The following is a 25,321-nucleotide window of genomic DNA, read 5'->3' on the forward strand; positions in this document are numbered from 1 at the left end:
GTGGTAGCGTTGCCGCAACCGGTCGCCAATGGATCAGCACCTGAGCGCACTGCTTGACGAGTTGCACCAGTACGGTGTCGCACACGACGCCGGCAAGACCGACCGCCTGGACCGGCTGCGCAACCTCGAGCCTGAGACTGCGGCGCTACTCGCGCTGCTGGTCCGCGCGACCTGCGCGCGCTCGGTGCTCGAGCTGGGCACATCAAACGGCTACTCGACGCTCTGGCTGGCCGCGGCCGTGCGCGAGCACGGCGGGCGCCTGACCAGCGTCGAGCTCGACGCCGGGCGCAGCGCACAGGCCGCCGGGAACCTCGAGCGTGCCGGCCTTGCAGATGTTGTTGAGCTGCGCGTCGAGGACGCCGCTGACGCCCTTGCGCGCTCCGCTGACGCGCACTGGGACCTCGTCTTCCTTGACGCCGAACGCCCCGCCTACCCTGGCTACTGGCCCGAGTTGCTGCGCGTGCTGAGACCCGGGGGGCTGTTGGCCGTGGACAACGTGCTCTCCCATGCCGATGAGGTGGCCGCCTTCCGGGCTCTCGTCAGCGCCGAGCGGGGCGTCAGCGAGGCGCTGGTTCCGGTCGGCGCGGGGCTGCTGCTCGTCGTCCGGGCGCGGCTCTCTGGCTGACCCCGGTGGGAGCGGTGCTCAGGTCGCGGCGATGCGCTGGCGTCCTGAGCTGGGTGGGTGAACCAGCGGAGAGAGGGGGATTCGAACCCCCGAACGAGTTATCCCCGTTACACGATTTCCAGTCGTGCCCGTTCAACCGCTCCGGCACCTCTCCGGGAATCTCGCCTAGCGTAGCGGTCGCCGGCGGCGCGGTGGGTGGCGGGGGTGGTCCAGCGGGACCACCCCCGCAACGGTTTGCTCAGATGACAAACGCCCCGTCGCGCAGCAGCGGCACCTCGCTGCCGTCGGCGCGCACACCGGTGACCGCCACCTGCTCTGAGCCGACCATGAAGTCGACGTGGATCGAGCTCTGGTTGGCGCGCGCGCGGTCCGGGCCGCCGGCGACGCTGAACGGGTAGGCGTTGCCGAGCGCCAGGTGGCAGGCGGCATTCTCGTCGAGCAGGATCGAGTAGAAGACCGAGCCGCTCTGGCCCACGCGGCTCTCGCGGTCGACCAGGGCGACCTCGCCGAGGCGGCTCGCGCCCTCGTCCTTGGCGCACATCGCGCGCAGCGTCTCGGCGCCCGTCTCTGCGTCGATCTGCACCGCGCGCCCGCCCTCGAAGCGCACCCGCAGCCCCTCGATCGGGGCGGCTCCCGGGACCAGCAGCGGCTTGGTCGCGGTCACGACGCCATCGACCCGCATCGGGTCCGGGGCGGTGAACGTCTCCTCGGTGGGCAGGTTGGCGGTGAAGCGCACCCCGTGGATGCTCTGCATCGCCCCGCTGATCCAGGTGGAGCCCGGCAGCAGCCCGACCGTCAGGTCGGTGCCAGGGCCTTCGTAGCGCAGGTGGTCGAGCGCCAGCTCGTTCATCCGGGCTGAGACCGCATTCAGCTGCGCGAGCCGCGCCTCCCAGGCTGCGGTCGGGTCGGGCTCATCCAGGCGCAGGATCCGCTCGATCTGCAGCCAGAGCCGCTCGTAGGCGGCCTCCGGCTCGAGCTCCGGGTGCACCAGAGCCGCCCAGCCGGGGGTCGGGAACGGCACGATGCACCAGTTGGTCTGCTGCTTGCCGGTGACGATGATCGACTCCCTGGTGCGCGGCAGCATGTCGATTCCGAGCAGCTCCGCGTCGATGCCGTCCAGCAGGTGAGGCTCGACCGGTCCCTGGAAGGAGATCCGCGCCGCGCCGGCCTCGCCGATCGCAAGCATCCGCTCGCCGATCCACGGCGGCACGAAGGAGAGCGTCTCACGGGGGGCGTGTAGCAGCCGCGAGCGCTTTACGTGCGGGTCGAAGTAGCCGACGTCGACGAACTGCGCCCCGCGCCTGTAGGCCGCCTCGGCCACGGCGCGGCTGATCGGCTCCTGCCCCGGCTCGACCGCCAGCGTCACGATCTGCCCAGGCTGGACGTTGGCGCCGATCCCGACCGCCAGCTGCGCGAGCGCCTCGACGCGCTGCTCAAATCGCCCCGTGCCTTTCGGGGTGGCGTGTGACTGCTGTGCCGGCGTCATCACGCGGCCTCCGTGGTCATCGGGAAGACCTTGGACAGGGTCTGTCCGGCCAGCGCGACCGTCTCCGGATCCTCGCTTCCGACCATCGAGAAGCAGAGGCCCTCGAGCCCCGCCTGCTTGAGCTCTGAGGCCTGCTCGGCGACCGTGTCGGGGTCCCCGGCGATCATCGAGTCGATCGACTCCTGTGGTACGCCGCGCTCGCGCAGCGCCCGCTTCTTTGCCTCCGCCTGCTCGTGGGTGGGGGCGATCAGCACCCGCCCGGTGCCCGTCTTGGTGATCTGCGAGTAGTCGCGGCCGACCGCCTCGCAGTGGGTCTCAAGCACGCCGAGCAGGTGTCTGACCTGCTGCGCGTCGCCGAACAGGTTGCAGCCGTCGCCGTACTTGGCCACCAGACGCAGCGTCTTGCGCTCACCGCTACCGCCGATCAGGATCGGGATGTCGCCGCGCAGGGGCTTGGGGTTGTTGAAGGCGCCGCTTGCGTGGTAGTGCCTGCCGCTGTGCTGTGCGCGCTCCTGGGTGAACATCGCGCGCGCGATCTGGAGTGCGTCCTCGAGCATCTCAAAGCGCGTGCGCAGCGTCGGGAAGTGGTAGCCGTAGGCGACGTGCTCGGCCTCGAACCAGCCGGCGCCGATCCCGTGCCAGACGCGCCCGCCGGAGATGATGTCGAGCGTTGTGGTAATCTTGGCGGCCAGCGCCGGGTTGCGGTAGGTGACGCTGCCGACGAGCAGACCCATCGTCAACCTCGAGGTCCGTGCCGCGATCGCTGCGAGCATCGTCGAGCCCTCGAACATCCAGTTCTCCGGCGGGCCGACGGGCCCGATCTGGTGTAGGTGGTCCATCACCGAGATGGAGCTGAAACCGGATGCTTCGGCGGTGGTGGCGATCTCGATGATCCGCTCAAACACCCGGTCTGAGCCAACGCCCGGAAAGTTGTAGTTCGGAATGTGAAGCGAGAGTGTGATTGGTACGCGCATGGGCCCAGACCCTAGCGCGACATACTCGGAGCTCAGGCAGGTACGCCAGGCACAGGTGGAAAGGAGCGGGTTTTCTAGATGGAACGGACGCTTTACGAGGCTGAGCACAGGGATCTGGGAGAGTCGTTTGGCGAGTTCCTGCGCCGCCATGCGCAGGACCGCTACGAGCAGTGGGAGCGCGACGGGATCGTCCCGCGCGACTTCTTCAGCGCCGCGGGCCGTGACGGTTTTTTCGCGTTTGAGGTCGATGAGCGCTACGGCGGTGCCGGTGTGCGCGACTTCCGCTTCAACGCGATGCTGCACGAGGTCGGTTTGAGCCTGGGGCTGAGCGGCGTCGTCGGCGGGATCACCCTGCACAACGACATCTGCCTGCCGTACTTCACCAGCTACTGCAACGAGGAACAGCGGGAGCGCTGGCTGCCGGGGATCGTGAGCGGCCGATACCTGACCGCGGTGGCGATGACCGAGCCCGACGCCGGCTCGGATCTCGCCGGGATCGCGACCCGCGCGGTGCGCGCCGATGGTGGCTGGGTGGTCAGCGGCGCCAAGACGTTCATCACCAACGGCATCAACTCGGACCTGGTGGTGGTCGTGGTTCGCACCGACCCCGGCGACCGCCACGGTGGTCTGAGCCTGCTGGTGGTGGAGCGTGGGATGGACGGCTTCGAGCGCGGACGCAACCTCGACAAGGTCGGCCTGCACAGCGCCGACACGGCGGAGATGTTCTTCCACGACGTGTTCGTACCGGAGGCCAACCTGCTGGGTGAGCAGGGTATGGGCTTTCGCTACCTGACCTCGAACCTGCCGCAGGAGCGTCTGTCAATCGCCGTCTCGGCGGTGGCGATGGCGCGCACGGCGCTTGCGCACACGCTCGAGTTCGTGAAGTCGCGCAGGGCCTTCGGGCAGCCGATCGGCAGCTTTCAGAACAGTCGCTTCGTGCTCGCGGAGGTCGCCAGCGAGGTTGAGATCGCCACCCACTACGTTGACCGTTGCATCCTCGCTCACAACGAGGGGAAGCTCTCGGCGGTGGACGCGGCGATGGCCAAGAGCTGGTGCACCGAGATGCAGGGGCGTGTCGTCGACCGCTGCCTGCAGTTACACGGCGGCTATGGCTACATGCTCGAGTATCCGATCGCGCGCGCCTTCGTCGACTCGCGCGTCTCGCGCATCTACGCGGGCACCAACGAGATCATGAGGGAGATAATCGGGCGCTCGCTGGGGCTGTGAGCGGCCCCCGGCGCGGCGTGCGCATGGCCTTCAAAAATGCGCTTGGCACTTCCTGCGTGCTTTCGGTACCCTTTGCATGCAGCCAAGGGGAAAACGCGAACCTAACCGGCGCGCAATCACCGACGGCTTCACTGGTGTGAGGATTGACGGGCGCTTGGCTTGTGCTGTGCGTCCGGCGTGTAAAGCACAGAGGAGAGAGGTACCTCCATGAGTTCGAAGTATCAGAGACTGGTGGCTCGTGGGCGCATCGCCGCGGTCCCCTTCGTCGCCGCGGCCGCGGTCGCAGGTGGCGTGATCGCGACGTCAAGCGCGTCCGCGCGCAAGGTCGGACATCCGGCGAGCGCCACGATCAGCAAGGCCACGCTCGCGAAGCTGAAGGTCGACGTGGCCAAGGCCCAGCAGGCGCCCAAGTGGTACGCCCCCGGCCCGCCCGTCAACGCCCGCAAGGCGCTCCGCGGCAAGACGATCGTCACGTTCCCGATCAGCTCCGAGATCGACGCCTGCAACACCAAGGGCCAGCAGGGCTACCTCGACAAGGAGGCCGCGGCGCTCGGCGCGCATGTGCGCGCGCTGTCGTCAAACACCGGGCCCGCCGGCTGGCAGGCAAACCTCGCGCAGGCGGTGACCGACAAGGCAAGCGCCGTGGTCATGCTCTGCGGTCCGACCGCCGCGGTGCTCGCGCCACAGCTGGCGACGCTTGCCGCCCACCACATCCCGGTTGTGGACGGTAACTACAACCAGACCGGCGGCAACCCCGCGTTCCCGTTCAAGGGGCTCTCCGGTGAGAGCGGCGTCAACACCATTCAGGGCGTGCAGACCGACCTCGCCGACGCGCTGGTCAACCTGAACGGCAAGCCGGCCAAGATCCTGTTTTTGGACAGCTCGCAGGTTGCCCAGGACTCGGGTGCGCTCGGCGGCCTCAAGGCGGCGATCAAGGCGTGGTGCCCGACCAGCTGCTCGATCGTCAAGCAGGAGAACTTCCCGACGACCGAGTGGAGCGGCCCGACCGAGACCGCCGCGATCTCAAGCGATCTGCAGGCCAACCCGAGCATCAACACGGTGATCGTCACCTTCGACGGCATGACCGACGGCATCGAGAGCACGATCGCGCAGGACGCCTCGAGCCACCCGGGCCTCAAGATGTACGCGTGGGGCGGCGGCCTGGCGGAGATCAAGGACGTCAGCATCAGCAACACCTTCCTCGGTGACTCCGGTCCGAATGAGCAGTGGGACGCCTACAACCAGCTTGACCAGGTGATCCGGTTGCTCTCACACAAGCGTGCCGCACCGGTCGGCAAGGAGATCGCGCCCAACATCTTCTTCACCAAGAAGAACGCGAAGATCTTCTCGGTCGGTGGCAGGGGCCAGGCATACAGCGACCAGGCCTACAGCAAGGGTGCTTTCATCACCGACTTCCTGAAGCTCTGGGAAGTCAAGAAGTAGAGCGCTGACCCAGGGCGTCGCCTGCACTTTCGTTCTGTACAAGTTGATCAGATGAGCAGCGGTATGGAGCAGGCGACGTCCGGGAGGCCCGCGCACGCGAACGCCCCGGCGCTTGAGGCGAGAAACCTCGCCAAGACGTTCGGGGCCTTTCGCGCACTGAAGGGCGTTGATCTTGAGATCGGCGAGGCCGAGGTCGTTTCGGTGCTGGGCGAGAACGGCTCGGGCAAGTCGACGCTTGTGAAAATCCTCTCCGGCTACCACGAGCCCGATCCGGGTGGGTCACTGCGGATGAGCGGTGTCGAGGTGCCGCTGCCGGTGCCGCTTGGCCAGGCACGCACCGTGGGTCTCAGCTTCGTATACCAGGACCTCGGTCTGGCGGGTGAGCTGCAGGTGGTGGAGAACCTCTTTGTCGGCCAGCGCGTGACCCGCGGCCTGCGCTCGGCGGCTCGGATTGACTGGCGTTCAGAGCGCCGTCATGCCCGCGAGATCTTTGCGCGCTACGGCGTCGAGCTTGACCCGTCAGCGCAGGTCGGTCGCCTGCGGCCCACTTCGCAGGCGCTGCTTGCGATCGTTCGCGCCGCCTACGAGTTGCGCGATTACCGTGAGCACAACCGTGGCGCCGGTGGCGTGCTCGTGCTCGACGAGCCGACCGTGTTTTTGCCCGAGCACGAGAAGGTGTTTTTGTTTGACCTTGTGCGTCGCATCAGCGCCGAGGGCTTCGGGGTGCTGTTCGTCTCTCACGACATGACCGCGGTGCGGGAGATCGCCCACCGCGCGGTCGTGTTGCGCGATGGCGCCAAGGTCGGCGACGTGCTCATGGAGCAGGCCAGTGACGCCGATCTGATCGAGCTGGTCTCCGGTCATCGCCTGGATCGCTCCGAGATCGAGCGCGTGACCGGTGGTGCCGCAGCGCGCGACTCGGCCGAAAGCTCAGACGGCGCGGCGGCCTCTGGAGCGGTGGTGTTTGCGGCGCACGGTGTCAGCGGCGGGCGTGTGCGCAACGTGGACTTTGAGCTGCATGCCGGCGAGATCCTCGGTATCGCTGGGCTTTTGGGGGCCGGCAGCGAGGATCTCCCGTACCTGCTCTTCGGCGATCTGCCGGGCGGTGGTGGTGAGGTCAGTATCGGCGACTGGCGCGGGCAGGTCTCGCAGCTCAGCCCGCGTGAGTCGATCAGGCACGGCGTCGCGCTCGTGCCGGCCGACCGCAAGGCGCATGGCGCGGTGCCGGAGCTGCCGGTCTCCATGAACATGCTGTCGCTTTCGCTTGAGAGCTTCATGCACAGCCGATTTCTGCGGCTTGACCGACTGCTCGGCGTCGCCAACGAGCGCACCGAAGAGTACGACGTGAGACCGCGTGACGCATCGCTCAGCATGTCCTCGCTGTCGGGTGGCAACCAGCAGAAGGTGGTGCTCGCGCGCTGGCTCGAGCGCGGCCCGCGCGTGCTGCTGTTGCACGAACCGACCCAGGGTGTGGATGTCGCGACCCGCCATCAGATCTATGAGCTGATGCGCGAGCGCGCCGCGCAGGGAGCGGGGATCCTGTGGGTCTCGACTGACTTTGACGAGCTTGCGGCCGTATCTCACCGGATCCTGATCTGCGCCTACGGCGAGATCCAGGGCGTGCTCGCAGCGCCCTACAGCCGCGACAAGATAACGAGCGCTGTCTACTCAGCCACCGCGGGTGGCGCTGCCAGAGAGGTGAGCACCGGATCATGACAACCAACGTCGAGCCGTCTGCCGACGAGGCTGGCCCCGCGAAGGCCGGCGGGCCCCCGCCCGCCGCCCGCCGCTCACGTGGGCGCCTGAGCCCACGCCTGGCGGAGGCGTCGCTTTTGCCGTTCGCGTTCCTATTGGTGATCATCGGCTTCAGCATCGCCAGGCCGGACACCTTCTTTCAGTGGTCTAACTTCACCAGCATCTTTGGGCTGAACTCGGTCGAGTTCATCCTCGTGATGGCCCTTCTGATCCCGTTGACCAACGGCGATCTGGACCTCTCCGTGGCCGAGATCTCGGGCATGACGGCGGTGCTGGTCGGTTGGCTGAACGTCAACCAGGGTTGGGCGATCGTGCCCGCGATCCTCGTGGCGCTGGCCGTGGGCCTGCTCTGCGGTGCGCTCAACGGCTGGATCATCGTCCGCTTCGACGTAAACCCGTTCATCATCACGCTGGCGACCGGCAGCATCTTTGACGGCATCGCCTTCTGGCTGCCAAACCAGCAGACGATCCCCGGTATCTCGACCCACCTGGCGGATTGGACGGTGCTCACACACGTGCTCGGCATTCCACTGGACTTCTGGTATGGGATAGTGCTGATGCTCGTGATGTTCTATGTGCTCACCTTCACGCCGTTCGGACAGCGGGCGCTGTTTGTCGGGCAGTCGCGCGAGGTCGCTCGCTTGAGCGGTTTCCGGGTCAGCTCCACGCGCTTCTGGGCGTTTGTCGTGGCGGGCCTGATCGCCGCGCTCTCCGGTGTGATCAACGACGGGGTGCTGGGCGCGGCCACGCCGCAGAACCAGGGCACGCTGCTCTTGTCGGTCTACGCGGCCGCCTTCCTCGGGTTCACGACGATCCAGCCCGGGCGCTTCAACGCGATCGGTGCCGGTGTTTCGGTGTTCTTCCTGGCGATCGCCGTCAACGGCATGAACCTGCTCGGCGCGCAGAGCTATGTGCAGTCGCTGTTCTACGGCATCTTCCTGGTGGTCGCGGTCGTCGCCTCGCGTGTGATCAACCGCCGCCGAGCCGCCGCCGCTGCTGCAAGGGGCGCGGGCTGATGGCTGAGGCCCCGGTCTCGCAGGGCCTCGCCGCCGTGTTGGGGCTGCGTCAACTGATCATGGACGGCGAGCTGCGCGCCGGCGACCGCCTCTCAGAGGTGCGCCTGGCGGCACGCCTGGAGGTCTCGCGCACGCCGCTGCGCCTTGCGCTCGCCCAGCTCGAGCATGAGGGCCTGCTCGAGCCGGTGGCCGGCGGCGGCTTCGTCGTGCGCTCCTTCACCGGACGGCAGGTGGTGGACGCGATCGAGCTGCGCGGCGTGCTCGAGGGCACGGCGGCACGGCTGGCGGCGCGGCGCAACAACGGCCCGCGTGCCCTCGGCAACCTCGTCGCCTGCGTGGCCAAGCTCGACCGCATCGTCGCAACCGAGGGCGCGCCAACCGGCGAGGAGTTTGAGCTCTATGTCGAGCTCAACGACGAGTTTCACAACGAGCTGTTTGTGCTCGCTGGAAGCGAGGTGCTGCGTGCCGCCTACGAGCACGTGCTCGCGCTGCCGTTCGCGCAGCCCAGTTCGTTCCTCAAGGCGCAGGCTGACACCAGCCAGTTCGAGCCGACGCTCGCCACCGGCAACGCCCAGCACCACGAGATCCTGAACGCGATCGAAGCCGGTGACGGTGACGAGGCCGAGCGGCTTGCGCGCGCTCATGCGGAGCTGACCGTGCGCAACCTCGAGGCAGTGATGCGCGACGGGGGTTATGAACGGCTGCCGGGCAGCAGCCTGATCAGCGCCGACGCGGCCTGGTCCGTCCAGGCTGTCGCCGGGCTCGAGCGCGGATGAGAAGGCGAGGTACAAGCAGATGAGCGATGCAAGCGTCAGCCGGCAGCAATTGCTGATCGGTGGTGAGTGGTGCGACGCAGCCAGCGGCGCGACCTTCACGGTCCAGAACCCCTACACGGCGCAGCCGGCCTCGGTCGCCGCGGCGGCAACGGTGGCCGACGCGCGCCGCGCCGCCGACGCGGCGCAGGCGGCGTTTGAGCAGTGGTCGCAGACGCCGGTCGCCCGGCGCGGCGAGCTGCTCACCACGGCGGCGGCGCTGATGGAGGAGCGCCAGACCGATTTCGCGCGGGCCGTTGCCGAGGAGACGGGCGGCACCTTCGGCTGGGGCATGTTCAACGTGATGCTCGCCACCGGCATGCTGCGCGACGCCGGGGTGCATGCCGCCGCCGTGCATGACCGCGAGATCGAGTCCCACATTCCCGGCAAGCGCATGCGCGCGGTGCGCCAGCCGGCGGGCGTGGTGGTCGGGATCGCGCCGTGGAACGCCCCGGTGATCCTCGGCACGCGCGCGCTGGCGGCGCCGCTCGCCCACGGCAACACGGTTGTGATGAAGGCGTCGGAAAACTCGCCCCTGACCCACGGACTGATCGTCGCCTGCCTGAAGGACGCCGGCATGCCCGACGGCGTTGTCAATCTGATCACCAACGCGCCCGCGGACGCCGCCGAGGTCGTCGAGGCGCTGATCGCTCATCCGGCGGTGCGCCGCATCAACTTCACGGGCTCAAGCCACGTCGGCAGGATCATCGCCGAAAAGGCCGGCCGGCATCTCAAGCGGGTGCTGCTGGAGCTCGGCGGCAAGGCACCGCTGGTGGTGCTCGACGACGCGGACCTGGATGCCGCGGCGGCGGCCGCCAGCTTCGGCGCCTTCATGCACCAGGGACAGATCTGCATGTCAACCGAGCGCGTCGTGGTCGACCGCCGCGTCTGTGACGAGCTCGCAGAGCGCCTCGTCGCCCGCGCCGCTGCGCTGAACGTCGGCGACCCGCGCGACCCCTCCACTCAGATCGGTCCGCTGGTCAACGCCGCAGCACTTGACCGTGTCAGTGAGCTGGTTCAGGACGCCGTCGAGAAGGGTGCGCAGCTGCTCACCGGTGGCGACGCGGACGGGCTGGTCTACCAACCGACCGTGCTGCGCGGCGTCACACCACAGATGCGCATCTACCACGAGGAGACCTTCGGCCCAGCGGTGTCGATCGTCGAGGTCGACGGCTCCGATCAAGCCATCGAGGTCGCAAACGACACCGAGTACGGCCTCTCAGCCGCGATCTTCTCGCGCGACGTCAAGCGTGCCGAGCAGCTTGCGGCCCGCATCCAGAGCGGCATGTGCCATATCAACGACGCCACCGTCCACGATGAGCCGCAGGCTCCCTTCGGTGGCGTCAAGGCTTCCGGCTGGGGCCGCTTCGGCGGCGAGTGGGCGGCCGAGGAGTTCACCGAGCTGCGCTGGATCAGCGTGCAGGACGAGCGCCGCGAATACCCGATCTGACGCTCGACCCTGACAGCGGTGGGGCCGGCCCGCTGGCCGGCCCCTGCCATGGCGCTTCCGCCGGCGCCAATCAGCTCTGAAGGAGCGCGTTGCCGACCAGCGCGGGTGGCTCGCCACCCCCGGCCGAGAGTGCGGCCAGCGTAGGCTGCGCCGCGGGCTCGGGCAGGGCTGGTCGGCGTGTGGCCCCCGCTTCTGTGTCCGGCCGCGCGCGTGCGCCGTGGCGCTGGTCGATCACCGCTGCCACCGCCAGCGTGGCGGCGGCGGCGATCACGTAGAGGTTGCCGAGCAAAAGCTCGCCGGGGCTGAGCTGCCGGCCGGGGCCGAGCGCGACGACCAGCCAGATCCTGCCGGCGGCCAGCCCGCAGGCGGCCGCCAGCCCCGCGCGCAGGGCGCCGACCGGCGACCAGCCGCGGGAGCCGACAAGCCCGATCACTGCCACCACAGCGAGCGCCCACTGGTGTGTCCATGAGACCGGCGAGATCAAAAGGCCGGTCAGGGCGGTCAGCATAAAGCCCCAGGCGTCGTCGCCGCGCCGGGCGGCGCGGGCGGCGAGCAGCAGGCCGACCGACCCGACCACCAGGCAGCAGGCCAGCCATACCTGGTGCTGGTCGGCGAGGTTCGGCAAAAAGCGCAGGAGCGCCCCGCGCAGCGACTGGTCCGCGGCGCCGGAGCCGGCGAGGTGAAGCCGGCCGGTGACGCGTGTGACGTCCATGAACCTGCCGTCGATCCAGTAGGTCCAGGCGTCGCGCGGAAAGACGATCACCTCGGCGAGGATCGACAGCGCAAAGGTGCTGCCGGCGCGCAGCGCCATGCGCCAGCGGCCGCTCAGCGCGAGGTAGGGGATGAACACGAGCGGCGTCAGGATGATCGCGGCGGCAACGCCGATCGCGACACCGGCCAACGGTCGCTCCGCGCGCGTGCCGTCGGCTCGGCGCGGGGCGGTCGAGCTGTAGGCGAGGTCGAAGACCACCAGCGCCGCGATCAGCACGTCGATCTGGCCGTAGCCGATTGCGGTGCTGACCGGCTCGGCCCAGAGCGCGGCCGCTGCCGCCAGCCAGGCGATCACCCAGCGCCGCCGCCGCAGACGCGCCACGCCGAACTGCGCGAGCCGGCGATCATCGTCGGGCCGGTGCAGGCGCAGCGCCAGGTGCGCGCCGGCCGCGACCAGCAGCACGTTGAGCACGGTGACGGCGATCTCGTCACGGTGGACGCTGAGCACGCGCAGCGCCAGGAACATCGCCGCCGCCGCCGGTGGGTAGGTGAAGCCCAGCCCGCGTCCAAGCTTCGCCTTATACAGTGCCCGACCCGCGCTCAGGACCCCGGCTGCACGCCGGTAGATCCTCAGGTCAAAGAAGCCAAAGTGGTTGAGCGGGTGCACGAGCGGCACCTGCAGCTGCCCTTTGAGCATCGCCCCCAGCGCCGCGGCCGAGGCGATGAAGACAAGCGGCGCCAACCAGCCAAGCCAGGTCTCGCTGTGCCGGCCGCCCCTTGCCGATGTGTCGTGGTTCCCCACGGCGCGCATTTTCGATTGGTGAGATAAACCGCAGATAGGTCTGCGTGAGCCAACGCCGTCACGCCCGGGCGTCGGGCCTCAGTCGGTGTTCTCAGCCTCTGCCACGAGCAGACGCAGGCGCTCGCGCAGGGCGGCTGGGACGCTGGCGACCTCGTGGTCGGCGCCCAGTGAGTCGACCACCGCGGCAGCGGCCTGCAGCGCCGCCGGGCAGCGGGGGCAGCTGTCGAGGTGGTCGCGCACGCTCGAGCGGGCCGGCTCGTCAAGACCGCCGTCCAAGTAGTCGTGCGCGTGTGCGCGGACCGTGGCACACGCGCCCGATGGGGCCGTGATCGTGTGTGGTGCGGCGAGCGCGGTGAGCAGCCGCACACGGGCACGCTGCACACGCTTGTGCGCGGCCTCGACGCTGATGCCGAGCAGCGCCGCCAGCTCTGAGGCGGTCCAGTCCTCGCCGTCGTGCAGCACCACCGCGATGCGATCCTCGCTGCCCAGTGATCGCAGGGCGGCACGCATCGCGGCCGTCGACTCGGAGGCCGCGAGGATGGCGGCAGGGTCTGCCACGTCCGGGAGCAGGAGCTCCTCGAGCGCGACCGAATCGCCCGCGGGCGTCTCACGCTGCCGGCGGTGGCGGTCGATCACACGCCGGGCGAGGATGCTCCGCAACCAGCCGCCGGCGGCGGCGGGATCGCGCAGCTGCTCCCGTGATCGCCAGGCGCGCTCGAGCGCGTCCTGCACGGCGCCGCGTGCTTCGCCTGGGTCTCCGGTCAGGCGGGTGGCGAACGCCAGCAGGCCCGGCAGCTCGCGCTCGATGTGGCTCGCGAGCTCCCGGTCGCGCGCCTCGCCCGCCGCTGCTGTCCAGTTCTCGGCGCTCATCGCGTCTAACAGGTGTACAGGTAAACGAAACCGGAGGTAGATGTCATGTCGGTTGTTTCATTCATGGGAAGCTCAGTCGGCCGAGGCGCGAGGATCGTCGTTGGTGCGGCCATGATCGTGGCCGGCCTGGCGATCGGCTCCACCGGCGGGATCATTCTCGCGATCGTCGGGCTCGTTCCGCTCGGCGCCGGGGCGCTGAACGTGTGCCTGCTCGCCCCGGCGCTCGGTTGTGACCTGCGCGGCAAGCCGCGCCGCGCCCGCTCCTGAGCCGGCGTGGCGGCCCCTTGATGCGGCATAGTGGGGGCGTGCGCGCGAGGATCGAAGGGCAAGGCTCGGGCGGGAGCGAGACCACCGTCAACGCAGCGGCTGCGATCAGCGCGCGCGGCATCTCCAAGTCCTTTGGTGATGTGCGCGCGCTGCGCGGGGTCGATCTCGATGTCAGGCAGGGTACGGTGCTCGGACTGCTCGGCCCCAACGGCGCCGGCAAGACAACCCTGGTCCGCATCCTCGCCACGCTGCTCGCACCCGACGCGGGCTCAGCCTCAGTCGCGGGCCTTGACGTTGTGGCAGACCAGAACCGGTTGCGCGAGCGTATAGGGCTGGCGGGCCAGTATGCCGCCGTGGACGAGAACCTGACGGGCCTTGAGAACCTGACGATGGTGGGCCGGCTCTACGGGTTCCGGCGCGCGGTCGCGAAGCGCCGTGGCCGCGAGCTGCTCGAGCAGTTCGATCTCGTCGAGGCCGCCAGCAGGCCGGTGAAGACCTATTCCGGCGGCATGCGCCGCCGGCTCGACCTCGCGGCGGCGCTCGTCGCCAAGCCGCCGGTGCTCTTCCTGGACGAGCCGACCACGGGCCTTGACCCGCGCAGCCGGCTCGATCTCTGGGACGTGATTGAGAAGCTCGTCAGCCAGGGCACGACCGTGCTGCTGACCACTCAGTACCTGGATGAGGCCGACCGCCTGGCTGATCGGATTGCGGTGATCGACCATGGCAGCGTGATCGCCGAGGGCACGCCCGACGAGCTCAAGGACCGGGTCGGCGGGGAAAGGCTAGAGGTGCACCTGGAGGACGCCTCGCAGGCCACCGCCGCCGCGCAGGCGCTCGCGACGATGTCCGATGAGCAGCCGCTGCTCTCGGAGGCGCTGATTCGCATCGGGGTCAAGGGCCGCAGCGGTGCAATCATCGAGGCGGTGCGCAGGCTCGACGGCGCCGGCGTCGGCGTCGACGACATCGCGCTGCGCAGACCGACGCTCGACGACGTGTTCCTGGCGCTCACCGGGCACGCGGCCGAGGACGGGGATCAGGCATGAGACGCCTGTTCTCAGACACGCTCGTGGTAACCGAGCGCAACCTCATCCGGCTGCCGCGCGCCCCCGAGCTGCTGTTGGCCTTCACGCTCCAGCCGATCATGTTCGTGCTGCTGTTCCGCTACGTGTTTGGCGGCGCGATCCGGGTCCCGGGTGGCTCCTACGCGGAGTACCTGATCCCGGGGATCATCGTTCAGAACATCGCCTTTGGTGGGTTTGTCACCGCGCTCGGCCTCAACGAGGACATGCAGAAGGGGATCATCGACCGCTTTCGCTCGCTGCCGATGTCGCGCGCGGCGGTGCTGGCGGGCCGGACCTCGGCGGACATCGTGACCAACGCTCTGTCGATGACGATCCTGGTTGTCACGGGCCTGATCATCGGCTTCTCGTTCCAGACCGGCGTGCTGCATGTGCTGATCGGCCTGGTGCTGGCGCTCACCTTCGGCTACGCCTTCTCGTGGGTGTTCGCGTTCCTCGGGCTGCTCGTGAAGTCGCCCGAGGCGGCCAACTCGGTCGGCTTCCTCGCCGTCTTCCCGCTGACGTTCATCTCCTCCGCCTTCGTCCCGGGGCAGTCGCTGCCGACCCCGCTGCGCCAGTTCTCCGATGTCAACCCGTTCACGATCATTGTCAACGAGCTGCGCTGGCTGTGGACCGGCCAACCCTCACCGGACCAGCTGTGGCAGGCGTTCGCCTGGGTGGCGTTCATCCTGCTTGTGTTCTCGCCGCTGGCGGTGCGCCGCTACCGGCGCGCGGCCAGCCGCTAGCGAGGCCCGCGCGGTCCTGCGGCGGTATGAGAGTGTTGACAGCGCCAAGCGACGGACGTTGCTCTCCGCACGGATCATCTACGCGGAGAGTAAGGAGACGGGTATGTGGAGAATGGAACACAGCGTCGAGACGGCTGTCTCACGAGACGCCATCTGGCTGGCCTGGGCTGAGGTTAAGCGCTGGCCAGAGTGGGACGCGGGCGTCACCCGCGCCGAGCTGAGCGGCCCGTTTGCCGCTGGCAGCACGATCACGATGACACCGCGCGGGCAGGACCCGGTCCAGCTGCGTCTCAGCGAAGTCGTGGGCGGCGTGCGATTCGTCGACGAGGCCACGCTCGGTGGCACCGTCGTGCGTATGAGCCACAGCCTCGAGCGCTTGGACGCCGCCCGCACTCGGGTCGTCCATCGCCTGGAGTCCACCGGTCCGCTGGCCGAGCAGATCGGCTCAGCCGTCAGCGCGGACTTCGCCGAGACGCTTCAGGCGCTGGTGGAACACGCCGCGCGGCTGGATTCCGCGGCACGGGCGTGAGCCGCTTCCCGGAGGGGCCGGCGAGCAGTCCCGGCTTTCTGCTCTGGCGCCTCACGCTTTCCTGGCAGCGCGCGATCACCAGCGCGCTTGCGCCAACGGGACTGACCCACGTGCAGTTCGTGCTGCTGGCTTGCACCTGGTGGCTCACCGACCAGGGAGATGCCCCCAATCAACTCCAGCTGGCCCACCAGGCCGGCACCGACCCGAAGATGACCTCCCAGGTGCTGCGCAAGCTCGAGGCCAAGGGGCTCCTCACCCGCGAGATCGACCCCGCCGACACCCGTGCCCGCAGGTTGCGCCTCACCGCCCAGGGGGTCGGTCTGGCCCTGCGCGCGATCACGATCGTCGAGGACATCGACGCGCAGTTCTTCGACGGTGAAGAGGCGATCACACCAACGCTGCAGCGGCTGCTCGCGCAGGAGGCAGGACTACGACCGGGATCGTCGCCTGGCCCGGAGCGGGGCAGTTAGCCGCCGCTCGTGCGCAAGGGCGCTGGCGCACCGACACCTCGCGGCAACAGACCGTGCAGACCGCACCGTTGCGAGCGCTGATGACTGATCCCTGAGCTCCCGCTTGCGCGCGCTTCGACAAGCACCGACCGACCGACTCGTAGGCCCGCTTGCGACTTCGTCGACGAGGCTCGCGTCGCCCCCTGTCGAACGCTCGGCACACGCCGTCGCAGCACCCCGGTCTGTAGCGCTCCGCCACCACAACCGGTAGGGTTTTCCTGTCTACTGTTGCGACGTTGACTGGAACTCGCCCCGTCACGGTGGGGCCAAGCGAAGTCGTCGTTCTCATCACCTGCCAGGTCATCGCACAGCTGATCAACTGCCTGATCGAACGGGAACTGCGCCAAGCGATGGCACGCCGTGAGATCCGCGAGCTGCCGCTCTACCACGAGCAGCGCGCCTGCACCGCGCCGACCACCGCCCGCGTCTATGAGCAGTTCGCCAGCGTCCAACGCCACCAGCTCACCAGCCAAGGCCAGCACCTCAAGACCTTCGACCCCAAGCTGACCGAGCTACAGCAACAACTGCTCAACCTCCTCGACGTTCCCGCCAGCGCCTACACCAGCGGCCCGCTCAACTGAGCGAGCGGCCCCGCCGCGGGGGAGGGATATCGCCCCTCAGACCTGCGGAAAGAGCGTCAGGATGCACGCCTTGAGGGCAATGCGGGTCGCTGGCGTGGCCCCGAGACCGTCGCGGGGTGCACTCGACCGCTCAGTGCATACAATGTGTGTCACTGTGAGGACTGCACGAATGAACCTGCGGCTGGCCGAGGAAGCGGACGACCGGATCCGGCGCGCGGCCGCCGCTTCCGGCGTAAGCACGAGTGCGTTTGTCGAGCGTGCGGCGTCCGTGGCTGCCGACAAGGTGCTGGCTGATCGACGTGAGTTCGTTCTCGACTCCGAGGCCTGGGATCGGTTCGTCGCGGAGCTGGATCGCCCGGCGAAGGACTTGCCGGAGCTGCGGCGCGGTCGTGAGCTGCGTGATCGTCTGATCGCGCCTTGAGCGATCTTCGGATCGGTCCACTCGAGCGCGGCCACCAACTCGAAGCGTTCGCGAGTGGCGCCGACGAGCTCGATCGATGGCTGCACCGCTTCGCTCGCGTGGCCGACGCGTCCGGCACCGCCAAAACTTACGTTCTAGCCAACGGCAACCGCGTGCTTGGGTACTACGCGCTGACGCCCGCAGCGGTCAACCGACACGAGCTTCCCGAACGGCACGCCAAAGGCATGCCCGCCCGTCCGATCGGCGTCATCCTCCTCGCGCGCCTTGCGGTCGACGGGTCCTTCCAGGGACAAGGATACGGGCGCGCGCTGATGGCCGATGCCGCCATCCGGACGCTCCAGGCCGCCGATCTCGTCGGTGCCCGCGCGATGCTCGTCCACGCACGAGACGAACGAGCCGCCAGCTTCTACGAACGCCTCGGATTCACCCGGTCACCAACGGACGCGCTGCACCTCATGGTCCTTATCAAGGACCTCCGCCGCACATTCGGCTGATCACCCAGCGCCCTGCTTGCCGCGCGAAGCAGGGCGCTGGGTGATCGCCGAGGAGATGCCCGTGCAGCAACGAAGGCAGGTCTCGTCGACCATCCCCGCGCCGGCCCCAACCGTGACTCATGCTTGCCTATAAGGGTCACGCGGTCGGCGCGCATCTCATGGCCGCATTCCGCGCCAAGCAGCGACGTCCCGTGGGCGTGCGACGTGGCCGCCTTAGCAGCGGAGCAGCGACGCGTCAAGTGCCGCCGCCAACGTCTACACGGCGGAGGAGAGCACCTCAGCGCCGTCGTCGGGAGGAGACCGATATGCATATACGACGAGGTCCTCCTCGCCATCGTTGACGGTCTGCAGCGGAGTTCCGGCTCGAACGTGGACGACGCCGCCCACGGGAGCCTCGTGGCGCTCTGGCGGATCGCCGAGAAGCATCGTCGACGGCCAGCGAGAACGACGAAGGTTTCCTCCTGCTCGTCGTGCACGTGACGCTTGCCGCGCGCCCCGGGCTCGTAGCGCCAGACGTTTGCGCGACTGTCCCGAAAGCCTACCGATGGCTGCAGTTCGGCAACGTGTCGAGCAGGCTCGCCGGGTTCGTGCGGGCGGGTGAGCCACTGGAGCTGTTCTGGCACAACGATCGAGAACTTCACACTGCAACAGCATGCAGGCACCAGTCTCGCCACGGCGGCGCTGTCTGCGCGTCGTGGACGCGTCGAACCCAGGACTATTCGCGCGGCCGGAAGAAGCCGTGTGGCCACCGTTTCAGACGTCCGCATTGCCACCAACCACCAACTCTTGCGAACCGGGCCGACCGCCTGCGCCTTCGCGCTCGCGGCACCTGCTCCTACGGCCGGCGAAAGATGGAGTGGGTCCCAACCAGCCGCCAGATCACGTGCGGCTCACCTGACCGGACTTCCTGACCGTATGCGAACGTCGCGCGACCATCAGGTGCCCAGCTCATCTCCCACACACGCGGATGTCCCTGGGTGCGCTTGACCCCGAGCGCCGGACTGAAGGCCTGCCCGCCCGCGCCCAGATCGGCTACGAACTGCACGAGCGCGGCACGAAAAGCGCGCTGCTGCTGCGGCGTCAGCCGGTCCCAATCGCGCCAGAACGACGCAAGCACCTCACGCGTTGGCATCGAGCGGCTTGGTGCGCGCGTCCAGCGCCGCTAGGAACTCCTCGTCGCTGCCGTAGGCGGTAGCCCGGCCCGCGAGGTGATCCTCCTCAGCCTCACGCTCCATCGACTGCCACTCACCCGTCCAAAACCAGGCCTGATCAGGATCGATCCGACCAGCGGTGATCTCCTCAAGCAGAACCGCGGCGCCATCCACAGCCTCATCAGGCAAGCGGTCAACCATCTCATGCAGCTCAGCTCTGGTCATGACCGAATTGTGGCACGCACCTGTGGCCTCACGGATACACCAAACCTCGCCGCTGTGTTCGAGGCTGAGGTCACGACGCGCTCGTGACCTCAGCAGATGCCCGCGCGGTCACGAAAGCGCAACCCGGCGAGAATCGCCATAAGCGGGGCTGAGCTGTTGACCCGCAAGGAGGCTGGCTACCTCCGCCTGCCCACGGACAAACGGAGAGGGGGGGATTCGAACCCCCGTTGGACTGAAAGCCCAAACCGGTTTTCGAGACCGGCGCATTCAACCGCTCTGCCACCTCTCCGGGGTCAGGCGTGACCAAAGGTAGCGGCTCCGGTGCCGGGCAGGCGGGCCGCTCAGCGCCTGCTCGCGAAGAACCCTCGCAACAGGTCGGCTGACTCCTGCGCGAGCAGCCCGCCGGCGACCTGGGGGCGATGGTTGAAGCGAGGCTCGTCCAGCAGGTTGACGACGCTGCCGGCGGCGCCCGCCTTGGGGTCATGGGCTCCGAAGACAACGCGCGGCACGCGCGCCAGCACGACCGCGCCCGCGCACATGGCGCACGGCTCGAGCGTCACGTAGAGCACCGCGTCGAGCACCCGCCAGGAGCCGAGACTGGCGCTCGCCTCACGTAGCGCCAGCGTCTCGGCATGGGCGGTCGGGTCGGCGCGCAGCTCGCGTTCGTTGTGGCCGGCGCCGATGACCTCACCGTCTCTGACGACGACCGCCCCCACGGGCACGTCGTCGTGGTCAAGGGCGCGGGCCGCCTCGCGCAGGGCCAGGCGCATGTAGTACTCGTCGCGCGGGAAGAAGTGCTCGGCCACCTGGGTTAGTGTCGCGCAGCCGGGCTGAGCATGGGCGCTGCCCGGTGGCCTGAACGTTTCCGTTCAACGTTGCTGCGGTGTTTGGCGTGGCACACCCCTACCCTTGTGGGCTACTGCGGAGTTTGCTTCAGAGTCCCATCAGCCGTTGGCCCGATGCCGCCACCCATCTCCACATACGACCGGCCACTGGGGCCGTTGCCACGCAGCCAGCGCGCGACGACGCCTACGGCTGCACGCCTGCCGCGCGGGCGCCTTGCGCTTGCGCTGCTCGTCGCCGGCGTGCTCGTCGTTGGCGTGGCGACCGGGGCCAGGCTGGCAGCGGGCAGCGGTACGGCACTGGCGGGGCGAGCGCTGCCGTATGACCCGCACGAGCTGATCGTCGGCTTCCGTGGCCATGCCGCCGCGCTGGTCGCAGAGATCGACGCCGGCGCCCACTTCCACGCATCTGTGTCGGATCGCCCCGAGCTGACACCGGGTGAGGTGCTGCTCACCCTCCCGACCGGAGTCGATCCCAAGCGTGCCGCACATGTTGTGTCGCGTCTGCCGGGGGTCCGCTACGCCGTGCCCGATTACATCGCCCACATGGCCGGGGACTTCTACCCGGATGATCCAGGCCGCAGCGGCAGGATCCACGGCTGGGAGAAGCTGCAGTGGAACTTCCTGCCACGCAGCGGTGTGAACGCTCCGCAGGCCTGGTACAACCTCCTGGCTGACCACCGCCCCGGTGCCCGAGGGGTTGTGATCGCGGTGATCGACACCGGTGTCGCCTACCGCAACTGGCGCAAGTTCAAGCGCTCACCCGACTTCGCCGGTAGCCACTTCATCCACCCCTGCGATCTTGTTGCCGGCAGCATCCGCAACGGTCGCTGCACCGATCCCTACGCGCTTGACCGCGAGGGCCACGGCACCTTCGTCGCGGGCACGATCGCCGAGGCTACCAACAACGGCATCGGCCTCACCGGCCTGGCCTATCAGGCCACGGTCATGCCGATCAGGGTGCTGAACGCCCAGGGCAACGGTGACTCCTCCACGATCGCAGCCGGCATCCGCTACGCCGTCAAGCACGGCGCCAAGGTGATCAACCTGAGCATCGAGTTCTCGCCCGGCACCAGCAGTCGCGAGATCCCTGATGTCGCGTCGGCGATCGCCTACGCCTACCGCCACGGCGTGGTGGTCGTCGCCGCTGCCGGCAACGACGAGGCCGCGTCGGTCGACTATCCGGCGGCCCTGCCAGACACGATCTCGGTTGGGGCGACCACCGCCGACCGCTGCCTGGCGATCTACTCGAACGTCGGCCGGGGGCTCGACCTGGTGGCGCCCGGCGGCGGCGACGACGCGGCCTCGGTGCCCGGGTCGAGCTGCCATCCGAACCGCAACCTGCCGGACATCTACCAGATGACCCTGGTCAACACGCAGCATCCCGCCCAGTTCGGGCTGCCCGGCGGCTGGTACGGCACATCCATGTCCACGCCGGATGTGTCGGCTGCGGCCGCGATGGTGATCGCCAGTCGCGTGCTCGGCCCGCACCCGACACCCGCCGCGATCCTCGCTCGGCTCGAGGCGACGGCCACCCCGCTTGGTGACGGCGAGCCGAACGTGGACTATGGCTATGGCCTGCTGAACATCGGCGCGGCAACGAGCAAGGGCGGGCCGCTCGCGCCACCGATCACGACGACGACGACTACGACCACTACGACCACCACGACCACCACGACCACGACACCCACGAGCGGCCCGCCGACCGCCACCACGCCCGCGGTGAGCAACGGTGGCGTGGTCAGGTGAGCCGGCCCTACGAGAGCTTCGTGATCGCGATCACGATTCCGGCGATCACGAATATGACGATCAGCGCCTGCGTATAGATCCAGAGTTTCGGCATCGGCTGATCCCAACGCTAGCGCCTGGGCACAGCACAGGACAACTCACGCCACCGCCACGAGCTCCCGCTCGCTCAGGTTCTCCAACAGTCCGATGCTGTGCGCCTGCCCGTCGGCGCCGATGCTGACCGCTCCGCCCGGCCAGTAGGGGGCACGGCCGTCCAGTCGCCGCACGATCACCGGCTCGTAACGCCAGCTGCCGGTGTTGAGCAGCCGCGGCCGCCCGCCCGGGCCCGCCCAGCGTCTCTGGTCGTCGCGGGCACGTGGCCCGCGACGGTGCACGTGGCCGAAGATCACCTGGTCGGCATCGACCCCGAGTGCGCTGATCACGGCGAGCATGGCCGGCAGCGCGTGGCGTCGCATCTGGCGATCGAGCAGCGCCGAGGTGAGTGGCGCCAGCCAGCTTGGGAGATGACGATCGATCGCGCGCTCGGGCAACAGGCCCTCACTCAGGTGCGGCTCCCCGGTTCGGTGTGAGGCGACGTACTCGAAGCTCGCAGGTCGTGCGCTGGCCGTCGGCGCGGGCCGGTGGACGCCGACCGAGGAGACAGGGTGCAGGTAGTGGTTCAGATAATGGCCGTGGGTGGCCCACGTCCGCTCATCGAGCCAGACGCCCGGGTAGTGGATCTCCACGTTGGTGTCGGACAGCGCCGACACCAGCCGCCTGAGCTGTGGGCTCGCATCCGGGGGGACCAGGTTCTCTCGAGCGAGCCCCGTTCCCATGCGAGCCGACCAGTCGCGCACCAGCCAGTGATCGTGGTTGCCCGGTAGCAGGAGCACCTGCTTGTGCTCGCCGAGCCGCTCACCGATCCGGCGCAGCACGAGCTCGGCGGTCGCCAGCGACTGAGAGCCGTGCGTCTCCTGCAGCTCAACCGTGTCGCCCAGCAGCACCAGTCGGTCGTGGGCGTCGAGCGCGTCGAGCAGTGCGGCCAGCGGTCGCGGGCGCGTGAGGACGCTGACGCCGCCACCCTGGCCGAGGTGCAGGTCGGAGATCACGAGCGTGCGCAAGCGACTGATTTTGTCGGCAAACGGGCCGATCCCGGTACTACCGTAAAAGGTATGAAGTCTGATACTTTATGTCTCGAGGGGTTGACCACCGGCTTCGGCCATTAGGAGGAGATTCGTGTCTTACGCCCTCCTGATCGCTGCTGGAATGTTTGCGGTTGTGGCAGGGGCCAACGACGGCAGCTCCGTGCTGTCCGCCGGACTGGGGCCGTCTGGCACAAGACCGCTGGTGAGTCTTGGCGTGTTCCTGGTTGCCCTGGTGATCGGTCCGTGGCTGGTGTTCGGCACAGGTGTCGCCACGACCCTCGCCCATGGCCTGGTGCCGTTCAGCGGGCCGGACACCGACCGCTTTGTGTTGGTGGCGACGATCTCGGCGATGATGGTCGTGTTCGCGCTCGTCCGGGCTGGCCTGCCGACCAGTCTGACGCTGGCGCTGGTGGGTGCGATCGCGGGCGCCGGCCTTGGCGCCGGCCTGCCGCTGCGGGGTGGTGAGCTTGCGATGATCCTGCTGGTCGGGTTGGCGGCGCCGTTGGTCAGCGCCGCGCTCGCGCTCGCGCTATCTCCGCTGGCGCTGCGCTTGAGTGCCGGCGCCCGCGCAGAGGGCACGCTGCTCCGCTGGCACCGGGGCGCTTTCGTGCTGCAATGCCTCGCCTATTCGGCCAACGGCGGCCAGAAGATGCTCGCGTTGTTCGCGGTCGCGGCCGGAACGGCGTCCGGCGGCGTCGTGCGCGACCCCTGGTATCTCGCGCTCTCGCTGCCGCTGCTCTTTGGCATGGGCGTGCTGCTGGGTATTCGCAACATCTCCGCCAGGCTCGGCCGCGGCATCCTGGCCGTGCGGCTGCGTCACGCCGCCGTAGCCGAAACCTGCTCGTTTGCGGTGGTCATGGGCGCCGGGCTTGCCGGGATTCCGCTGACGATGAGTCAGTCCGTCGCCGGAGCGCTGGTTGGTGCCGGGCTCAGCGAGTCGCGCACGCGCGTGCGCTGGCGCGAGGTGACACGCATGGCCGGCGCGTGGGGCGTGACGCTGCCGGCCAGCGTCGCGGTGGCGGCGATCGCCGGTCTCGCTGCGAGGGCAGCATGAACCCGCCGCGCGCAAACCCGGTTTCGCGCGGTGTCGTGCGGCTGGCGCGCGACCTGACCGGTCGCTCGACGGGCGAGCTCGTGGCGTTGCTCGAGGACCAGCTCGACGCCACCGAGCAGGCGGCGCAGCTTGTCGTCTCACTCGCCGCCGGGGCGATCAGTGCGGATGAGGCGCACGTGGTCATGCGCGAGCTCGAACACGACGGTGACGGCGCTCGCGCCCAACTTGTGCTGACGCTCGCCAAGGTGCTGACGACGCCGATCGACGCGGAGGACATGTTCCGCCTGTCGCGCTCGATCGACGACGTGCTCGACAACCTCCGTGACTTTGTGCGTGAGGCCACGCTGTACCGTCCTGAGAGCCTCGCTTTCGCCACCGAGCTGAGCCGCATCCTGGTGGATGGGCTCGGCTGTCTGAAGCGTGCCGTCGCCGAGCTGGGTAACCCGCGCGGCAAGGTCCGTCACGAGACGTTGGCCACGCGCAAGGCGGCAAGCCAGGTCAGGCGGCTCTATCAGGAGCAAGTCGGCGCGCTGCTGAACACGGCGATCGACAACGAGACCCTCAAGCATCGTGAGCTGCTGCGGCGCCTGGACGTGGTCGGCCTGCGGCTCGGAGAGGCCGCCGACGCGCTGGCCGACGGGGCGCTCAAGCGCAGCCGCTAGTGCGTCGCGCGCTCAGGCCGCGCTCGTGCTCAGGCCAGGTAGAGCTCGGTGTGAAAGTCCAGGGCCACGCCCCTGGTGGTGACCAGCACCGGCGCGGTGGCTTCGAAGATCGCGCCCTCGGTCTGTGCGCACAGCAGCGTCGTGCCGGTGCGCGCCTGCGGGCGCGAACCGACGATCAGGAGGTCGACGCCATGGCCGTGGTCGGTGACCGCAGCCGCGAAGTGGCTGGCCAGCGCGTGCGCCGTGTCGATCGCTGCCACGTCGTCGAGCTCGGCCAGCAGGCCGATGGTGCGGATCTCACGGGCGTCGTAGGCGGCCGGGGCGATCGCAATCGCGGTGGCGCCGCCGTCCAGCAGTCGCTGGGTCGAGGCTTGCGGCACCACTCGCCCGAGCGGCGTGCGGTACGCCGAGCCGAACACGAGCAGCTGGGCCGCCTCGCGCGCCGCGAGCTGTCTGAGGCCCTCGCTGGTGGACGGGTGGGCGATGAGGCGGGTTTCCGCGCTGGGCTGGTCGAGGATCTCGGCGCCGCGGCGCAGCAGCTTCCGGCCGGCATCCACGTCGGGCGCCTGCGCGCTGTGGAGCACGTAGGCGAGCAGCAGCCTGGCGCCGGCCTCGCCCAGGACGCGCGCGAGGGTGAGCGCGTCGGCGTCGTTGTCGGTTCCGTCGTAGGAGACGATGGCCGTCGCCGGCATGGCGGGAACTCTCCCACCCAGAAGGCATCACTGCCAGTAACGCTGG

At 68.8% G+C, this 25,321-nt stretch carries 28 protein-coding genes and 2 tRNA genes; 18 read left to right on the forward strand and 12 right to left on the reverse strand.

Going from position 1 to position 25,321, the window contains the following annotated elements; all coding sequences use genetic code 11:
- Positions 1 to 28 precede the first annotated feature (28 nt).
- Complete coding sequence (locus tag M3M54_RS15910; protein ID WP_249020004.1) at positions 29 to 625, forward strand: O-methyltransferase; 597 nt, start codon at positions 29 to 31, stop codon at positions 623 to 625.
- A 66-nt stretch (positions 626 to 691) separates the two neighbouring features.
- On the opposite strand, the gene M3M54_RS15915 is transcribed toward M3M54_RS15910, so the two are convergent.
- The 3 genes from M3M54_RS15915 to M3M54_RS15925 form a co-directional block, all read right to left on the reverse strand.
- Positions 692 to 779, reverse strand: a tRNA-Ser gene (locus M3M54_RS15915).
- Between the two features lie 84 nt (positions 780 to 863).
- Positions 864 to 2,111 (reverse strand): aminopeptidase, encoded by a 1,248-nt coding sequence (locus M3M54_RS15920; RefSeq protein WP_249020005.1) that lies wholly within the window; start codon positions 2,109 to 2,111, stop codon positions 864 to 866.
- Positions 2,111 to 3,085: an LLM class F420-dependent oxidoreductase gene (locus tag M3M54_RS15925; RefSeq protein WP_249020006.1), complete on the reverse strand. Its 975-nt coding sequence runs from the start codon at positions 3,083 to 3,085 to the stop codon at positions 2,111 to 2,113. The genes M3M54_RS15920 and M3M54_RS15925 overlap by 1 nt, the downstream gene beginning before the upstream one ends.
- Before the next feature lie 78 nt (positions 3,086 to 3,163).
- Here M3M54_RS15925 and M3M54_RS15930 point away from each other — a divergent pair, with 78 nt between their 5' ends.
- The 6 genes from M3M54_RS15930 to M3M54_RS15955 all read left to right on the forward strand — a co-directional run bounded on the left by M3M54_RS15930 (position 3,164) and on the right by M3M54_RS15955 (position 10,788).
- Positions 3,164 to 4,312, forward strand: a complete 1,149-nt coding sequence (locus tag M3M54_RS15930; RefSeq protein WP_249020007.1) for an acyl-CoA dehydrogenase family protein — start codon at positions 3,164 to 3,166, stop codon at positions 4,310 to 4,312.
- 207 nt (positions 4,313 to 4,519) lie between these two features.
- Positions 4,520 to 5,755 (forward strand): hypothetical protein, encoded by a 1,236-nt coding sequence (locus tag M3M54_RS15935; protein ID WP_249020008.1) that lies wholly within the window; start codon positions 4,520 to 4,522, stop codon positions 5,753 to 5,755.
- Between the two features lie 51 nt (positions 5,756 to 5,806).
- The gene (locus M3M54_RS15940) at positions 5,807 to 7,471 is read left to right on the forward strand and encodes a sugar ABC transporter ATP-binding protein (RefSeq protein ID WP_249020009.1); all 1,665 of its coding nucleotides are present in this window, start codon (positions 5,807 to 5,809) and stop codon (positions 7,469 to 7,471) included.
- A complete protein-coding gene (locus M3M54_RS15945) occupies positions 7,468 to 8,526 on the forward strand; it encodes an ABC transporter permease (RefSeq protein WP_249020010.1) in 1,059 nt (352 codons plus the stop codon). Before M3M54_RS15940 ends, M3M54_RS15945 begins: the two co-directional genes overlap by 4 nt.
- On the forward strand, positions 8,526 to 9,302 hold the full coding sequence (locus M3M54_RS15950; protein WP_249020011.1) for a GntR family transcriptional regulator: 777 nt from the start codon (positions 8,526 to 8,528) through the stop codon (positions 9,300 to 9,302). The genes M3M54_RS15945 and M3M54_RS15950 overlap by 1 nt, the downstream gene beginning before the upstream one ends.
- A 19-nt stretch (positions 9,303 to 9,321) precedes the next feature.
- On the forward strand, positions 9,322 to 10,788 hold the full coding sequence (locus M3M54_RS15955; protein ID WP_249020012.1) for an aldehyde dehydrogenase: 1,467 nt from the start codon (positions 9,322 to 9,324) through the stop codon (positions 10,786 to 10,788).
- A 70-nt stretch (positions 10,789 to 10,858) separates the two neighbouring features.
- Here M3M54_RS15955 and M3M54_RS15960 read toward each other — a convergent pair whose 3' ends face one another.
- A complete protein-coding gene (locus tag M3M54_RS15960; RefSeq protein ID WP_249020013.1) occupies positions 10,859 to 12,301 on the reverse strand; it encodes a glycosyltransferase 87 family protein in 1,443 nt (480 codons plus the stop codon).
- Positions 12,302 to 12,379: 78 nt separating this feature from the next.
- Positions 12,380 to 13,171, reverse strand: coding sequence for a sigma-70 family RNA polymerase sigma factor (locus tag M3M54_RS15965; protein WP_249020014.1), 792 nt, complete (start codon positions 13,169 to 13,171; stop codon positions 12,380 to 12,382).
- Between the two features lie 45 nt (positions 13,172 to 13,216).
- Here M3M54_RS15965 and M3M54_RS15970 point away from each other — a divergent pair, with 45 nt between their 5' ends.
- The 8 genes from M3M54_RS15970 to M3M54_RS16005 all read left to right on the forward strand — a co-directional run bounded on the left by M3M54_RS15970 (position 13,217) and on the right by M3M54_RS16005 (position 17,776).
- A complete protein-coding gene (locus M3M54_RS15970) occupies positions 13,217 to 13,438 on the forward strand; it encodes a DUF2892 domain-containing protein (protein ID WP_249020015.1) in 222 nt (73 codons plus the stop codon).
- A gap of 104 nt (positions 13,439 to 13,542) precedes the next feature.
- A complete protein-coding gene (locus tag M3M54_RS15975) occupies positions 13,543 to 14,481 on the forward strand; it encodes an ATP-binding cassette domain-containing protein (RefSeq protein ID WP_249021793.1) in 939 nt (312 codons plus the stop codon).
- A complete protein-coding gene (locus tag M3M54_RS15980) occupies positions 14,478 to 15,242 on the forward strand; it encodes an ABC transporter permease (protein WP_249020016.1) in 765 nt (254 codons plus the stop codon). Before M3M54_RS15975 ends, M3M54_RS15980 begins: the two co-directional genes overlap by 4 nt.
- A 103-nt stretch (positions 15,243 to 15,345) precedes the next feature.
- Positions 15,346 to 15,771: a hypothetical protein gene (locus M3M54_RS15985; RefSeq protein ID WP_249020017.1), complete on the forward strand. Its 426-nt coding sequence runs from the start codon at positions 15,346 to 15,348 to the stop codon at positions 15,769 to 15,771.
- Positions 15,768 to 16,241, forward strand: coding sequence for a MarR family winged helix-turn-helix transcriptional regulator (locus tag M3M54_RS15990; RefSeq protein ID WP_249020018.1), 474 nt, complete (start codon positions 15,768 to 15,770; stop codon positions 16,239 to 16,241). The genes M3M54_RS15985 and M3M54_RS15990 overlap by 4 nt, the downstream gene beginning before the upstream one ends.
- Positions 16,242 to 16,516: 275 nt before the next feature.
- Entirely contained in the window at positions 16,517 to 16,861 is a 345-nt protein-coding gene (locus M3M54_RS15995; RefSeq protein ID WP_249020019.1) for a hypothetical protein, read from the forward strand.
- A 169-nt stretch (positions 16,862 to 17,030) separates the two neighbouring features.
- Entirely contained in the window at positions 17,031 to 17,282 is a 252-nt protein-coding gene (locus tag M3M54_RS16000; RefSeq protein ID WP_249020020.1) for a DUF1778 domain-containing protein, read from the forward strand.
- Complete coding sequence (locus tag M3M54_RS16005; protein ID WP_249020021.1) at positions 17,279 to 17,776, forward strand: GNAT family N-acetyltransferase; 498 nt, start codon at positions 17,279 to 17,281, stop codon at positions 17,774 to 17,776. Before M3M54_RS16000 ends, M3M54_RS16005 begins: the two co-directional genes overlap by 4 nt.
- Before the next feature lie 255 nt (positions 17,777 to 18,031).
- On the opposite strand, the gene M3M54_RS16010 is transcribed toward M3M54_RS16005, so the two are convergent.
- The 5 genes from M3M54_RS16010 to tadA form a co-directional block, all read right to left on the reverse strand.
- Positions 18,032 to 18,202, reverse strand: coding sequence for a hypothetical protein (locus M3M54_RS16010; protein ID WP_249020022.1), 171 nt, complete (start codon positions 18,200 to 18,202; stop codon positions 18,032 to 18,034).
- A gap of 409 nt (positions 18,203 to 18,611) precedes the next feature.
- A complete protein-coding gene (locus M3M54_RS16015) occupies positions 18,612 to 18,908 on the reverse strand; it encodes a hypothetical protein (RefSeq protein WP_249020023.1) in 297 nt (98 codons plus the stop codon).
- Positions 18,895 to 19,152 (reverse strand): hypothetical protein, encoded by a 258-nt coding sequence (locus tag M3M54_RS16020; protein WP_249020024.1) that lies wholly within the window; start codon positions 19,150 to 19,152, stop codon positions 18,895 to 18,897. The genes M3M54_RS16015 and M3M54_RS16020 overlap by 14 nt, the downstream gene beginning before the upstream one ends.
- A 201-nt stretch (positions 19,153 to 19,353) precedes the next feature.
- Positions 19,354 to 19,441: transfer RNA gene (locus tag M3M54_RS16025), tRNA-Ser, on the reverse strand.
- Between the two features lie 52 nt (positions 19,442 to 19,493).
- Positions 19,494 to 19,958 carry a tRNA adenosine(34) deaminase TadA gene (tadA, locus tag M3M54_RS16030; RefSeq protein WP_249020025.1) on the reverse strand — a complete coding sequence of 155 codons (465 nt, stop codon included), beginning with the start codon at positions 19,956 to 19,958 and terminating at the stop codon, positions 19,494 to 19,496.
- A gap of 153 nt (positions 19,959 to 20,111) precedes the next feature.
- Between tadA and M3M54_RS16035 the strand changes: the two genes are divergently transcribed.
- On the forward strand, positions 20,112 to 21,743 hold the full coding sequence (locus M3M54_RS16035; protein WP_249020026.1) for a S8 family serine peptidase: 1,632 nt from the start codon (positions 20,112 to 20,114) through the stop codon (positions 21,741 to 21,743).
- Between the two features lie 137 nt (positions 21,744 to 21,880).
- Here the strand turns inward: M3M54_RS16035 and M3M54_RS16040 are convergent, their stop codons facing one another.
- Positions 21,881 to 22,843 carry a metallophosphoesterase gene (locus M3M54_RS16040; RefSeq protein ID WP_249020027.1) on the reverse strand — a complete coding sequence of 321 codons (963 nt, stop codon included), beginning with the start codon at positions 22,841 to 22,843 and terminating at the stop codon, positions 21,881 to 21,883.
- Between the two features lie 115 nt (positions 22,844 to 22,958).
- Here M3M54_RS16040 and M3M54_RS16045 point away from each other — a divergent pair, with 115 nt between their 5' ends.
- A complete protein-coding gene (locus M3M54_RS16045) occupies positions 22,959 to 23,921 on the forward strand; it encodes an inorganic phosphate transporter (RefSeq protein WP_249020028.1) in 963 nt (320 codons plus the stop codon).
- A complete protein-coding gene (locus M3M54_RS16050) occupies positions 23,918 to 24,583 on the forward strand; it encodes a DUF47 domain-containing protein (RefSeq protein ID WP_249020029.1) in 666 nt (221 codons plus the stop codon). Before M3M54_RS16045 ends, M3M54_RS16050 begins: the two co-directional genes overlap by 4 nt.
- Before the next feature lie 29 nt (positions 24,584 to 24,612).
- Here M3M54_RS16050 and M3M54_RS16055 read toward each other — a convergent pair whose 3' ends face one another.
- Positions 24,613 to 25,275 carry a hypothetical protein gene (locus M3M54_RS16055; protein ID WP_249020030.1) on the reverse strand — a complete coding sequence of 221 codons (663 nt, stop codon included), beginning with the start codon at positions 25,273 to 25,275 and terminating at the stop codon, positions 24,613 to 24,615.
- Between the last annotated feature and the right edge of the window lie 46 nt (positions 25,276 to 25,321).

The sequence above is a fragment of the Conexibacter sp. S30A1 genome (genome assembly GCF_023330665.1).
Classification (GTDB): domain Bacteria; phylum Actinomycetota; class Thermoleophilia; order Solirubrobacterales; family Solirubrobacteraceae; genus Palsa-465.

What these genes read in the sequence shown, in the direction of transcription:
- M3M54_RS15970 (WP_249020015.1), top strand. Translation starts at nt 13,217, where the DNA reads ATGTCGGTTGTTTCATTCATGGGAAGCTCAGTCGGCCGAGGCGCGAGG.
- M3M54_RS15965 (WP_249020014.1), bottom strand. Translation starts at nt 13,171, where the DNA reads ATGAGCGCCGAGAACTGGACAGCAGCGGCGGGCGAGGCGCGCGACCGG.
- M3M54_RS15950 (WP_249020011.1), top strand. Translation starts at nt 8,526, where the DNA reads ATGGCTGAGGCCCCGGTCTCGCAGGGCCTCGCCGCCGTGTTGGGGCTG.
- M3M54_RS16015 (WP_249020023.1), bottom strand. Translation starts at nt 18,908, where the DNA reads ATGCCAACGCGTGAGGTGCTTGCGTCGTTCTGGCGCGATTGGGACCGG.
- M3M54_RS15940 (WP_249020009.1), top strand. Translation starts at nt 5,807, where the DNA reads ATGAGCAGCGGTATGGAGCAGGCGACGTCCGGGAGGCCCGCGCACGCG.
- M3M54_RS15945 (WP_249020010.1), top strand. Translation starts at nt 7,468, where the DNA reads ATGACAACCAACGTCGAGCCGTCTGCCGACGAGGCTGGCCCCGCGAAG.
- M3M54_RS16010 (WP_249020022.1), bottom strand. Translation starts at nt 18,202, where the DNA reads ATGCTTCTCGGCGATCCGCCAGAGCGCCACGAGGCTCCCGTGGGCGGC.
- M3M54_RS16050 (WP_249020029.1), top strand. Translation starts at nt 23,918, where the DNA reads ATGAACCCGCCGCGCGCAAACCCGGTTTCGCGCGGTGTCGTGCGGCTG.
- M3M54_RS15925 (WP_249020006.1), bottom strand. Translation starts at nt 3,085, where the DNA reads ATGCGCGTACCAATCACACTCTCGCTTCACATTCCGAACTACAACTTT.
- M3M54_RS15955 (WP_249020012.1), top strand. Translation starts at nt 9,322, where the DNA reads ATGAGCGATGCAAGCGTCAGCCGGCAGCAATTGCTGATCGGTGGTGAG.
- M3M54_RS15910 (WP_249020004.1), top strand. Translation starts at nt 29, where the DNA reads ATGGATCAGCACCTGAGCGCACTGCTTGACGAGTTGCACCAGTACGGT.
- M3M54_RS15920 (WP_249020005.1), bottom strand. Translation starts at nt 2,111, where the DNA reads ATGACGCCGGCACAGCAGTCACACGCCACCCCGAAAGGCACGGGGCGA.
- M3M54_RS15930 (WP_249020007.1), top strand. Translation starts at nt 3,164, where the DNA reads ATGGAACGGACGCTTTACGAGGCTGAGCACAGGGATCTGGGAGAGTCG.
- M3M54_RS16020 (WP_249020024.1), bottom strand. Translation starts at nt 19,152, where the DNA reads ATGACCAGAGCTGAGCTGCATGAGATGGTTGACCGCTTGCCTGATGAG.
- M3M54_RS16000 (WP_249020020.1), top strand. Translation starts at nt 17,031, where the DNA reads ATGAACCTGCGGCTGGCCGAGGAAGCGGACGACCGGATCCGGCGCGCG.
- M3M54_RS15980 (WP_249020016.1), top strand. Translation starts at nt 14,478, where the DNA reads ATGAGACGCCTGTTCTCAGACACGCTCGTGGTAACCGAGCGCAACCTC.
- M3M54_RS15935 (WP_249020008.1), top strand. Translation starts at nt 4,520, where the DNA reads ATGAGTTCGAAGTATCAGAGACTGGTGGCTCGTGGGCGCATCGCCGCG.
- M3M54_RS16035 (WP_249020026.1), top strand. Translation starts at nt 20,112, where the DNA reads ATGCCGCCACCCATCTCCACATACGACCGGCCACTGGGGCCGTTGCCA.
- M3M54_RS15985 (WP_249020017.1), top strand. Translation starts at nt 15,346, where the DNA reads ATGTGGAGAATGGAACACAGCGTCGAGACGGCTGTCTCACGAGACGCC.
- M3M54_RS16055 (WP_249020030.1), bottom strand. Translation starts at nt 25,275, where the DNA reads ATGCCGGCGACGGCCATCGTCTCCTACGACGGAACCGACAACGACGCC.